Source organism: Clostridiales bacterium (genome assembly GCA_014799665.1).
GTDB lineage: Bacteria > Bacillota > Clostridia > Christensenellales > Pumilibacteraceae > Anaerocaecibacter.
On record JAAVHP010000004.1, the window covers coordinates 227,788 to 241,778 of the forward strand.

Below are 13,991 nucleotides of genomic sequence, written 5' to 3' on the forward strand. Positions count from 1 at the left end.
GAAATGACAAAGACAAGAAAAATAAGCCTTACGGTCATCATATCCGTATTAGCGGCGTTTGCGCTGCTTTTGTCGGCGGTCACCGTATTGGGTACGTCGAGCGCGTCTGCCGAAATTACAGGCGGCGTGACCGCGAATACCGCGGGCGCTCGCATAGCATACGGTCCCGGTTGGGGCGATACCGCCGCCGCGGAAGTCAACGCTGCGTTCGAAGCCAAGCTTACCGAGCTCGGCATTACTACGCACGGCAACGTTGAGATATATAACAACGCCAACGACGGTGACGCGGTCGTATTCGGCATGACCTGCACCGTGGACGGCAAGGCCGGCTACCTTATGTACAACGTACTTAACAAAAAAGTGTATCTTGTAACCGACGGGTTTGAGGAAAAAAAGGGCGAGGTGCGCCGTATAGGCGCGCCCGTAAGCGATAAATTGACGGGAATAAAGGTTACGGGACACGACGGCGAAGGTCATGCGGTAAACGCGACAAACGCTAGCGTACAGGTATTCGAAACGGGCATACTTATAAACGAGGACGGCACCGTTCAAAAGCACGAGGGCGTTGTAGAAAAAATAAGCGATACCGAATACAAGATCTATCCGCTTTTGCAGGACCAGGATATCCTTGCAAAGAACGCGGGCGGCAGCAATAAAACGACGATCGACGGCGATAGCTACAACTTTATCGGCGACGTTGACGGAACGTGGCACGCCTTGCGCACCGCAAGAACGAGCCGAGAAAACGGAAGGCTTGCGGTAGAATTTAACTTCCGCGCGGGCTGCATAAAGGTCGTTTATAACGAGGATAACACAATCTCATCGCGCATGGCATACGCAGGTCAAAACTTTGCGTACGACGCACAGGGCAACTCGACGCGCGTAACGCTTCCATACGAAAACTTCACCACCGACGAGCATCTTTGGGAAGGCGTGGAGAGCAGTGCGCTTACAAGATACCGTGAACTCAGCGGCAATGCAAGCGCGACGGAAAACGCGCTTAAAGACGAGTTCCGTACGGCGTACAGAGAGCTTTACGACAGCGGCATTATTGCCGGCTACCGTTGCTCGTCGATCAAGATTTGGGACGTGCTGTGCTTGGACTACAAGTACAGTCCCGACTCGTTGTACGGCTTTGACGGTGTGGGCAGTGCGGCACGCGAGCGTATGTATACAATGGTGTACAGCGGCGTGCAAAAGCACGTTTACGGTGTAGGCGACAATATTTGGAACATTTGGCGCGACGACAGCACGCGTCGTTCGCTCGGTGCGCCCATATCGAACGCTATGAACGACGTTACGATTTCCGGCATCAAGTTCGCGCGTATTCAGGTTTTCGAGCAGGGCTATATATACGAGAACGAAAAAGGCGCGCTTATGATCGAGTACGGCGCGACCACCGATAACGAATACAAGCAATTCAAGTATAAGGCGGCTCCGCCCGAAAAGCCCGAAAAGTACGGCACTGAGAAAGAAAGATTCGAAACGACGGAAAACGGCCGCAACGTCGTATATATCAACTATGCCAAGGGCGCGGTAAAAGCAACGGAAATGTACGCCAAGCTCGGGTACGTTTACGATTATTATCCCGGCCGCAACTTTGCGGAAGTCACGGCAGGCAAGTACGAAGCCGCGATGCTCGACTATGACGATTTATACAGCGACAGCGACTTTGTTTGCGAAGATTATTACAAGGATATGTTTAACGGCGGGCTCGACGAAGAAACGGGCGCATACGTCAGAGGCATAAGAGAGCAGCTCAAAGATAAAATACAGGAATTGCTCGATAAGGGCTTCTTCCCCGGATTTTTTGAGGACAAATTCAAATCGTGGAACGGTGCGGCTTGCCAACAGTTTATTTTCGGCGACAGCACGGCGTTGCCTTGGGGCGGTGATTCGCGTACCAACGTCAGCGCAATGATCTGGAACGAGCGCGAACAAAAAGTATTCCTTTTGAAGGATGCGTTCATGGAAGTTTGGGGCGGAGTGGACGGAGCATATACCGTACTCGGCGCGCCCGCGAGCGAGGAGTTCAAGCTCTCCGATGACAGCAACGTAACGTTCCAGTATTTCTACGGCATGGCGGCAGGCAACAATAAAGCGTTTGCGGCGTGCGTAGGGTACAACGAAGCGACTTATTACGCTCCCGACGATTCCATGACAAGCTATATCAATCCCGAACAGTATTTGCTTGATATTGTGGAATTGAGCACCCCGCTCTCGGGCGTAAAAATAATAGAGCCCGCAAGCACGACCGTTCGCGTAAACGGATATACGCTTATCGAGTTCGAGATACAGGGCGCGGCAGCCGACGCGATCGTGACTGTGGCGAGCAGCGACGAATCGATCGCCGAGGTAATGGCGGATAATTCGGTTGAGTTCCACAAGGCCGGTACGGTGACAATAACCGTTACGGTCACCGACGGAGTAAACACGTTCAGCGACAGCGTAACGTTCAATGTAGTCAGCGACGGTAAAGCGGCAGCGGGTATTACGGACGTCGGCGTCGGCGGCAATATCGGCGGACTACTTGCAATTATTTTCTCGGCCGCGGCGTTGATAGCCTGTGCAACGATTATGGCGATCGTCATTCGCAAAAAGAAACAAGCAGCATAAAGGTATATGAAGATCAACGAACAAATTTTATTGGAATATCCCAAGCTTCACGCAAAGACGTTGGCGTTTGCCGAACGCATAACCGACGCTACGCTAAAAGAGATGTTCGTAAAGTGCAGTCTTAATACTCTGACTACCACGGTGCAAACGACTGCCGACGATGTGTATCTTATAACGGGCGATATCGACGCGATGTGGCTTAGAGATTCGAGCGCGCAGGTCTTGCAATATCTGGAACTCGCGCCCGAAACGGAAGAAGTGCAAAATCTTGTAAAAGGTTTGTTGCGCAGGCAGTTTCGGTGTATTCTTTCCGATCCGTACGCAAACGCTTTCAATTTCGAGGCGAACGGAAACGGGCATAACGAGGACGAATGCGGCAAGCGCAATAAGCTTGTGTTTGAGCGTAAATTCGAACTCGACTCGCTGTGCTATCCGCTGTTCTTGGCGGCGCGGTATTACCGCTACACGCAGGATAAAACCGTTTTCGGCGGGCACTTTGCGCGGGCGGCGGAAAAGATATTGCACATATTCGAAACCGAACAGTATCATCACGAAAAGTCCGATTACTATCACTACCGCCCGACCGAAACGCCGGAGCTGTCCATTCCCTGCAAGGGCAAGGGCGGACCGTGCGGTTACACGGGCATGGTTTGGTCGGGCTACCGTCCGAGCGACGATCCTTGTACATACGGATACTTCATTCCCGGCAACGCGTTCATAACCGTAGTAATGCGCGAGCTGAAAGAGATAGCCGTTATGCTCGGCAAAGACCAAATCGCGCTTCGTGCGGACAGACTCAGGCTCGAAGTGGAGAGCGGCATAGCCAAGTACGGCATAGTCAACCACCCTAAGTACGGCAAGATATATGCGTTCGAAACGGACGGGCTGGGAAACCACAATCTAATGGACGACGCGAATATCCCGAGTTTGTTGGGTCTGCCGTACATCGGCTTTTGTGACGAAACGGACGAAATCTATTGCAATACGCGAAGGTTCGCGCTGAGCACCGATAATCCGTATTTCTTCCGCGGCAGCGTGATAACGGGCATAGGCAGTCCGCACACGCCGGGCAGCTACGTTTGGCCGATATCGCTCATGACGGAAGCATTGACTACAAACGATTCTCGGCGTATCAACGAAATAGTACAAACGCTTATGGACACCACCGACGGTACGGGATATATGCACGAATGTATCAACACCGACGACGCGTCCAAATATTCACGCCCGTGGTTTGCGTGGGCAAACTCCCTGTTCGCGTATCTACTCATAAAGAGAGCGGACGCAATCACCTCCATTAAAAAAGATTAAAGGAGCAGAAATGAAAAAGACACTTGTTAAAACTATCGCGGCAGTTACCGCAGGAGTAATGATGATTGGATTAGTAGGCTGCAATGATACTACGGAACCCGGTCCCGGTCCCGGCCCCGGCGACGGTCCCAACAACCCTCCGCCCACAACGGTTACCGCACCCGCAACGCTGTACGACCGCGCGGATTATCTTGCGCGCGCCGTTGACGCGCATTATATCACGCGCGAAAACGATCAGGTTTACGGTGCGGGGTATTACAACGCGCTCGAAGGCGGCACGGACGGATATGCCAATTGCTACGAGTATTCTTCGATCATAACAATGGCGAACAGACTGTACGCGGTGAGCACGGACGACGATCAAAAGACTTACTATAAATCGCTCATAGACGATTATATCGGCGGGCTCGATTATTTTGAGGGTAGCGGCACTTATACGAGCACTCACGGAAAGTTCGCGTGGGACGGCTTGTACGGCGTTCACCGTATGGAATATGCAAAAACGGGCGACGTATCGACCGACATGGTTTACGACGACCTTATGTGGATAATTCGGGATTTCTGCGGCGTGTATAAAACCACGGGCGACGAAAAATATATCGCGCTTGCCGAGCATCTTACAAAGGCTTGTCTCGACGGCTGGGATTCGACCAAAAACGGTATAGGCGGAATTGTTTGGGGCCCGACGTATCAGTCCAAGCACAGCTGCTCCAACGGTCCGCTTATCAGTGCGCTTTGCGAGCTTGCCGATTATTATAAGGACTCGGACGCCAAGGTCACTGCCGAGGATACGGTGTACGGCGAGCAGGCGTTCGGCAAGACCTACGTCGAATGGGATAATATGATCGGAATGAAAAAGTACGATTACTATTTACATTGGGCAAAGGAAGTTTACGAATTTACTTATTCGTATCTGCGTGAGAGCGATTATACCTACGCCGATAACCTCCGTCACGGACAAAAGGTCGTAAAGGACGCGGCGGCGACGGGCGGCGAGTATTTCTACTTCGAGCCTTACGGCGGCACCAACGAGGGGTCGAAATACACCTACAACACCGGCGCAATGATAAGCGGCGCGGCATGGTTGTATCGCTTGACGGGCGACGAGAACTATCTTGTTCAGGGTCGGCTCATGTCGGAAGGCGCGCATCATTACTTTGCCAAAACGGTCACGGTCGGTGACGAGCAAATGCAAATGTACGATTGCAGAACGACGCTTTTGTTCAATTCCGTTCTTATGCAAGGGTATCTCGATCTTGCCGACGCGAGCAAGGCGAAAAACCCCGCGGTGAATGCCGAGCTTCAAAAAGAGCTTGCGAGCTACGTAAAGGTGTTTAAAACAAGCATCGACTATGCGTTTGAAAATTACGTTATCAACCGCACGCTGCCGCACAACTATTTGCAGGGCTGGTTGTACGCCAGCTCTGACGGCGCGGAAACCTTCGACACGCATAAAGATATAAAAGACGCTACTGCCACGCCCATTATTTTGGCGATGATCGTGCAGTACGAAAAAAATCACGGAACAATTTAATATAAGGAGATAAATGATGAAAAAATCCAAAATCGCTGCCGTACTTGCGGTAGCCTCTACTTTCGTATGCCCGATTGCGCTCGTGGGGTGCGGGGACGGTCACGATCACACGTTCGATACGACTAAATGGGAACAGACCGAGGACGGCTTGGGACACTATAATCCCGCTACTTGCGAGCATACAGACGAAAGAGGAAACTATGCCGCACACGTTTACGACGATATCAACGACGCCACTTGTAACGTTTGCGACTACGTTCGGGAACTCGGCGGCGTAACCGATCCTAACGTAGAACTCGGCACGTTATCGGGTACAGTAACCGCATACGGCAAAAACCTTAACGGCGTTACCGTTGCGGTAGGCACAAACACCACCGTTACGGGCGCGACGGGCAAGTATTCGCTCGGGAACGTGGGAATTACGGATAGCGTAACCGTCACGTTCAGCAAAGACGGATATCGCACCGAAACCAAAACGGTCGCCAAATCCGCATGGACGGATAAAAAATCTACGCTCGACGTCGATATGCACCTAGCGACCGAAACTGCTACGGTGAGCGGAACGGTCAAGGCTGGCGGCGTGGCAGTCAGCGGCGCAACCGTTAAGCTTGGAGAGCTTACTCCCGTAACGACGGGCGCGGACGGCGCATATTCGTTTGAAGTGTCGTCGGGTACTGCGGCTACGCTTACTCTTACCGTAACCCACCCGACCTACGAAACGCATACCGAAAGTATAGCGATTACCGTCGGCGCTACCGCGATCACCAAAAACGTATCGCTTTCGGTAAAGACGATTTCCGAGCTCGGCGACCTGTCGCTTATCGGTCTTAATGCGCTTACGGCAGAGCCTGCGGCGGACTATGACTTCCGTCCTACCGAGAAAGGCGGCAACGGTCAGGGCAGTTGGACGGTGCCTACTTCGTCGTATAATATGTCAAACGAGGGCATACTTTTTCATGAGGCGGGGCAGAACATAGAAAGCGGTTCAAAAGAGCTTAAACTTTATGCGTACAATCGTTTCACGTTCGACGCGATCGAGGAGATCACCGTGCGTGCGCGTAGGTTCCCCGACGCGGATCACAACGCCAATCTTTTGGGCGGCGGTTATCCCGAGGTCTACATATTGCTCGTTGGAGAAGACGGCACGGTCATTACGCCTAAGGAAGCGCCCGGCGAGGTCGTAAGCACCAATGATGATTGTAGCGTTCTTAAATTTACGCTTAAAGCCCCGATCACGGGTAAGTACGTGTTTGCCGTCGGCACCACTCGCGGCAACCGCGCGGCGATAGAAAGCGTGCAGTTCCGCGGCGTCGAAGTCACCGGCAATATAACCGGCACTATCATGCAAAATGGGGCGGCGCTCGAAGGCGCGACGGTAACGTTCGGCGACGGCGATCCCGTAACTACCGGCGCGGGCGGTACGTTCACTATACCCGTATCGGTACGCAAGGGCGGCACGGAGAAGATAACCGTTTCCAAAAACGGCGTTGCCATGGATATCACATTTACGGCGACAGACCTTGCGAGCGGCACATACAATATCGGCGAAAAAGAATTGAAGGCGTTGCCGCTTCCCGGCATTACTCTGGAACAGCTCGACGAGCTTTCGGCAACTGCGGCTGAGAATGTGGAATGTATCAAAGAGAATGAGCCTAACAAGACCGCAGACGAAAAGAAGGATTCCGCAGCTGCCATGATGAACGGATGGATCAAGGTGGGCGGATCTCAGGATAAGGCTACGGAGGGGTGGCTTCTCAGAGACGCGGGCAATGCGCCGCAAGGCACTTCAGAGCTTAAAGTGTTCGTTTACAGAAAGCTTACGTTCACCGATTTGAAGGCAATCGTAATTAAGGCTCGTACTTTCGTAGGACAGAATGACAGCGGCGTACAGCCCGAGATAATTCTTAAACTTATCGATTCCCAGGGCAATAGCGTTAAAATCAATCATAACGTTGCGCTTGCGGACGTGGACGCTCGTTCTGATTTCTACTTTACGCTCGACGAAGCCATAAGCGGCGATTACGTGCTTGCGATCGGCGTGGCGCGTAGTAAGGTTTTTGCGCTTGCCGGTATGTCGTATCTCGGCTCGACCGACCTTGTTGAAAACACCGTTACGGGTACGGTCAAATACGGCGGTGCGGCAGTCAGCGGTGCAACGGTAAGCTATAATCTCGGCTACAACGTAAAAGTCGAAGCCCAAACGGGTAACGACGGGACGTTCACTCTCCCGATTAGCAGACTTAATAACGGTTCGGTTACTTTGAACGTTCAATACGACAACGGTACGGAAAGCGCTTCGAAAACGGTAACGTACGAATCGACCGAGTTTACGAATACAACTTTCAATGCGGGCGATATTGCTCTTAGCAAAACTTATTTGCCCGGGCTTACTTCGGATGATATTGAGAGCCTGCAAGCGTTGACCGGCACGAAGTTTGAATCGAAAGCCATTTACGATAATTGGCAACACGACTCGACGGGCGTTACAAAAACGTTCAACGAGGGCTCGGGATTCGAACGCGCCTCCGGCAAGACCGACGCCGCTTATTATTACGCGAAGTTCGCCATCACCGATTCCAATAAATTTATGAAAGGCAATTGGTTTATATTCAACCGCGGCGATGAAGGTCCCGATCAGGACGCATTGCTTCAAGTTAAAGTAATAACGGCGGACGGCAATATGGTCGTACTGCCTGCAAGCAAGGTGTTCTGCGGCGGCAGAAACGTAGCTGCAACCAGCTACGACGCAGCTAATAAAAATCTTATCGTAAATAATATAGGCGCGTATACCGAAGGCGTTTATGATTTCAGCGCTTACGTCGGTCAAACCATTACGATAATTATTCAGGAAGTTACGACCGAAGTAAACAAACGGCTCGTCACTGTGTCTAATGAAATTGCCTTCCAAGGCACCAACTTCTATGCGGCGGGTACTGTCAGCGGCATTGTTAAAGATGCAAGCGGCAATCCCTTGGCGGGCGTGTCCGTTTCCGCAGGCGGTAGCTCTGCCACAACGAACGCAAGCGGCGAGTACAGCGTGGACGTTGCTATGAATTACGGCAACAGCGTTACCGTTACGTTCGCAAAAGTAGGTTACGTAGCAAGTTCAATAACCGTGAGCGGCGCTGAAATAGAGGCGGCTAACGGCGAAAAAACTGCCGATGACGTAACTCTTGTCGCAGCAAAAACCGTAAAAGAAGTTATAGAAGAAAATATGGACAGCTTGACTGCTTTAAACGGAACTACCTTCGGACCTGCCGATAACGGCGGTGCGAGCGGCTGGACCAAAAGCAGCGCTTACAACGTGAACCGTGATATTTGTATTCCGCTCGGCGAGTACATTTATGCAAAAGTAAATATCGACGATTCTCACAAGTACATGAAGTTCAATGCGCGCGACACGGATAACCAGGGCAGCAAAATGCTCGTTATGGTCTACGTCGACGGTGAGCTTGTAGAGCTTGCGCCTTGGCGCGTATACGGTACGACGGATGCGGTGATCGAAGGAAATTATCTCATCAACAACCGTGGCGATGGGTATAACGAGGGTATTTACGATTTCTCGGCATACAGCGGGAAAGAAATAATCATCGTTATTCAGACCGCGGCGTGTCTTGACGGAAAGACGAGCGCCTACACTCAGTGCAACGAGATCGCGTTTGGCAGTGTAAAAGAGTTCGATAAGGCGGGTAACAACAATTACTACGAAGCGCCCGCGCAATCGAACGAATAACACACGGCAATTGTATCGATTTTAGGATACTGTAACGTGCAAGCCGAGCCGAAATCGGCTCGGCTTGTTACTTTTTAACAAGAGGTCAATATGATAAACAAAAAAAGCAAGCACGCTATTTTCGGCGTCATGACTGCGGCGCTCATGGGCGCGACGGTTCTCGCTCCTCACGGCGGCGGTATTCTCGCCGCGCTTGCCGAGGACGAGGAGGAGCTTACGGTGAAGATCGAAAAACTCGAAGTAAACGGCAGCGAGAACCCGCTCGGTATCGACGACGAAAAGCCGATATTTTCGTGGCAGCTTTCGTCGGACGAGCGCGGTAAGAGCCAGACGGCGTACCGGATCGTGGTCAAGAACGGCGGGCAAACCGTTTGGGATTCTCAAAAAGTCACGTCCGAAAATAACTACGGCGTAGTGTATAACGGTCCTTCGTTGCAGTCCAAAACAGCCTACGAATATACCGTAACCGTTTGGGATAACGACGATGAAACGGTTACCGCCGAATCGTGGTTCGAGACGGGCTTGATGAGCGAAAGCGACTGGACTTCGTCGTGGATAGGCGAGCCTGCGCTTCAAACCGCAATGAGCTTTTCCGGCTCTAATTGGATATGGGATAGGCAAGGTCACGCCGTTAACGAAGTCCCGGGCGAAACAGCGTACTTCCGCCGCGATATCCAAATAGACCCGTCGAAAACGGTAGAGCGCGTTCAAATAGCAATGAGCGCCGACGACAGAGCCAAGCTCTATCTTAACGGCGCCGAAACGCTTTCCACGCTCGAAATAACGGACGCGTGGAAGACTGCCGCGGTCACCACACTCGACGCGTCTGCGTTTGTCGCGGGCAAAAACGTTATAGCCGTGGAAGCGACAAATACCGACGATCCCACGGGCTATGCGGGCTTGCTTTGCAAAATAGAGATCTATTACAACGGGTCGAATACACCCGTAACGATAGTGACCGACGGCGAGTGGAAAACGAGCGATACAAATCCCAATGGCTGGAATACAGTGAGCTTTGACGACTCGGGTTGGCATACGCCTACGGGCGATGATATAATCTCGTACGGCAGCGCGCCTTGGAATAACAACGTTTCGATATCGGCAACGTCCGGTTCCGCGCCCGTGCTCAGAAAAGAATTTTCAACCGCAAGCGGAAAAACGATCAGGTCCGCGCGTGCGTACATTGCGGGCTTGGGACTTTACGAGCTTAAAATAAACGGCAATAACGCAACGGACAGCGTGCTTAATCCCGCCAACACCGATTACAACGATACGGTGCTTTACGACGTTTACGACGTAACGAATCTCATCGCTTCGGGCGACAACGCGATCGCGGTCGAGCTCGGCAACGGATTCTATAACGAGAACATAACCGGTTGGGGCTGGAACACTGCGCCGTGGCGCAACGCTCCGCGCCTTCGGTTCGAGCTGGACGTGACCTATACGGACGGAACGAAGGAGCAAGTGCGCTCGGACGCGTCTTGGAAGTATTCGGTAGACGGACCGACCACGCGTAACAGCATTTACAGCGGTGAAACGTTCGACGCGCGCAGGGCGGCGGATTTCTCCAATGCGGAGTATTCCGACGCTGCTTGGCGCAATGCGGGTATCGTATCCGCGCCGAACGGCAAGCTCGTTTGGCAGGATATGGAGCAGATGACCAAGACGGCTTCGTTCGGCAAGGTAGACGGCGCGGAAGGCGTGCTCGATATAAGCTATTCCGCCTCGCTCGGCAAGTGGACCGTCAAGACTCCGCGCAACATTGCGGGCTGGGCGCGTATTGCGTTCCGCAACACCACTCCCGGGCAAAAAATAACGATAGACTATGCTGAAACGCTCGCGTCCGACGGAAACCTTAATCTCAAAACGGAGAGCGACGGCGTAACCCAGCGCGACGAATATATTTGCAAGGGCGTTAGCGGAAGCGATACGGAAGTCTACGAGCCTAAGTTTAACTATAAGGGAGTTAACTACGTTCAGATTTCCGGATATTCGGGAACGCTAACGGCGGACGACGTCGTTTGCTATCAAATAAATTCGAACGTGGCGCATACCTCGACGTTCTCGACTTCAAACGAAATGCTTAATACCATGCACGACTTGATGACGAGAACGCTTCTGAACAACTTCCACGGCAAGCCTACCGACACGCCGTGGCTGGAAAAGAACGGCTGGATGGGCGACGTAAACATAGCGATCGAAACGATGGGATTCGACTTCGATATCGCTCGGTTCATGACCAAGTTCTTGAACGACATCAAAGACAGCCAAACGTCTAACGGCAACGTGCCGCAGCTTGTACCCAATTCCGGCACGGCAAACATGTCCAATGCTCCCGTATGGAACACAGTATATATCTTTGCGGTCAAAGAGCTTGTCGATACCTACGGCATGAGTTACCTTATAGACGAGTATTACGACAGCATGAAAAAGCTTGCCGAACTCGATATCGATACTCTCAATAACGGAATTTGGCCCGATCAATACTTGCTCGGCGACTGGTCGTCGCCCGTATCCACGCCCGGTAACGGCGAAGTGCCGTACGACGAAGAACCTGTCGACGGCGGCGCGTTTGCGGCAACGGCGTATATTTATCAAATGCTCGGCGTTATGACGGAATACGCGCAGGCGCTTAAAAAACCTCTCGACGCAGCCAAGTTTACCTTAGCGCGCACAACGGTGCTAAACGCGTTCAACGCGAGATACTACAAGGACGGTTATTACGAAACGACCGAGTGGGCGAATAATCACGCGCACGATCGCACGAAATACCGTCAAACCTCGCAAATCTTACCGCTTGCGTTCGGCATGGTCAAGAATGAGAATATCGACGCGGTCGTAAGCAGACTTGTAAAAGATATTAAGGATAAAGATTATCACCTCGATACGGGCATAATCGGTACCAAGTATATCCTGCCCATACTTTGCGACTACGGGTACGAGGACGTCGCGTATCGTATAGTCACGCAAACGACTTATCCCTCTTGGGGGTATTGGTTGGAAAAAGGTGCGACTTCGCTTTGGGAGATGTGGGAAAGCACTTCGCGTTCGCAAAACCATTATTTCCTCGGCACGTACGATCAGTGGTTCTTCGAATATATCGGCGGAATCAAGAACGTAACGGACGGCTATAAAACCTTTGATATCGATCCGCTTCTTGCAGGCGATCTCGAAAATGCGGATATTTCGCTCGATACCGTGCGCGGTAAGCTCGAAGTTAAATGGGCGTTCGTTGCCGACAATAAGGCTAAGTTCGATATAACTATCCCGTTCGGCTCGACGGTTAAACTCGTATTGCCTACGGCAAGCGTGAGCGGGGTAACTCTCGACGGCGCGGCGTTTGCCGATACCGCCGCGGGTGTTATTTCGGTCGGCACGCGCGACGGAAAAGCGGAAATAACGCTCGGCAGCGGAAGCTATTCGTTCGTCAGTCCGCTCGACAAGCGCGCAGGCTACAAGGGCGCGCTCGATCAGGCGATAGAGTACGCCGAAAAGCTTTCCCAAGCCGATTATAAAGCGGAGGGCTGGACGGTGTTCGCGTCGGCGCTCGAAACCGCCAAGACGGTGCAAGCCGATCAAACGGCAACGCAATCTCAAATCAATTCGGCGACTAACGGACTTGAAAGCGCCATTGCCGCGCTCAATGATCATATAAACGCAAACCGTGTTGCGCTCAAAGCTCGCGTAAACGAGATAATCAGTAGCGGCGTTATGAACCTTTCATATACGACAGGCGCAGTGTCTGCATTCCAAACCGCGCTTTCAAAAGCAAGCGTTGCGTCGCGCAACGAAAGCCTAACCGAAGCGCAGATCAAGGAGGAGCTCGATACGTTCGAAGCGGCTATACAAACGTTGCTTTATTCGTGCCGCTCCAATCTTTCGCGCATAAGCGCCGCAAAGGTTTCCGCTTCCTCGTCTGTCAATGCCGAAAACGATAAGTGGGGCAGTTCGTTCCTCACCGACGGCGATACGACGGGTATAGGCGGATGGTCCAGTCTTAACCTTACCGATCAGCAGCACGAAGAATGGGTGCTTGTGGATTTGGGCTTCGACTTTATGATCGACCGCATGGTTATTTACACGCGCGGCGGTAGCGGTACAGACGTAGCATACGGTATGCCTCGCGATTTCGTTATAGAGGTTTCGAAGGACGGCGTATCGTATGAGCCCGTCGTTACCGAAACCGATTATCAGCCTCGGGCGGTCGGCGCGCATGAGTTTTCATTCGATTCGGTTAAGGCGCGTTACGTGCGAGTGCGCGGCACAAAGCTCAATCAGCTTCCGTACGACGGGAATACCTACCGTATGCAGCTGGCGGAGCTTGAAATCTACAACTCGCCGCGAGCCGATCTTTCCGCGATAGATTCGCTTATGGATCGTTACGACGCGCTCGACAGAAGCTTGTATACGACCGACTCGTTGCTTGAACTCGAAGCTGTGGTTGAGAAGGTCATAGCGCTTTACGACCGCACGGTATACGCTACGGAGCAAAGTGAGGTAAACAAGCTTGTAGCGCAGTTCGAGTCGGCGCTGGACGATCTCGTTCTTAAAAACCCGTCGAACTCGGGAACCAACCCTCCCGATAATACGGGTAACGAAGAAAAAGATCCTCCCGCCGAACAGCCCGACGGTAGCGTAAACGTCGGCGCGATCGTAGGCGGAGTGCTCGGCGGCGTTGCCGCAGTCGGCGCAGGAGCGGCAGTAGCGGTGGTTCTTGTTAAACGTAAAAAGAGCGGTGCAAAGCCCGACGATAACGCCGAAAAACAAAACGATTCCAACGAATAAGTTTTTGGAGAC

Annotated in this window: 5 protein-coding genes; all 5 read left to right on the forward strand. The window is 52.3% G+C overall.

Annotated features, from left to right (window positions below; genetic code table 11):
* The first annotated feature begins 3 nt into the window (after positions 1-3).
* Positions 4-2,616 (forward strand): hypothetical protein, encoded by a 2,613-nt coding sequence (locus tag HDT28_01695; GenBank protein MBD5131298.1) that lies wholly within the window; start codon positions 4-6, stop codon positions 2,614-2,616.
* Between the two features lie 6 nt (positions 2,617-2,622).
* Complete coding sequence (locus tag HDT28_01700; protein ID MBD5131299.1) at positions 2,623-3,927, forward strand: glycoside hydrolase family 125 protein; 1,305 nt, start codon at positions 2,623-2,625, stop codon at positions 3,925-3,927.
* Between the two features lie 10 nt (positions 3,928-3,937).
* Positions 3,938-5,461 carry a hypothetical protein gene (locus HDT28_01705; protein ID MBD5131300.1) on the forward strand — a complete coding sequence of 508 codons (1,524 nt, stop codon included), beginning with the start codon at positions 3,938-3,940 and terminating at the stop codon, positions 5,459-5,461.
* A 16-nt stretch (positions 5,462-5,477) separates the two neighbouring features.
* Positions 5,478-9,194, forward strand: coding sequence for a hypothetical protein (locus HDT28_01710; GenBank protein ID MBD5131301.1), 3,717 nt, complete (start codon positions 5,478-5,480; stop codon positions 9,192-9,194).
* Between the two features lie 90 nt (positions 9,195-9,284).
* Positions 9,285-13,979, forward strand: coding sequence for a family 78 glycoside hydrolase catalytic domain (locus HDT28_01715; protein ID MBD5131302.1), 4,695 nt, complete (start codon positions 9,285-9,287; stop codon positions 13,977-13,979).
* Positions 13,980-13,991 lie beyond the last annotated feature (12 nt).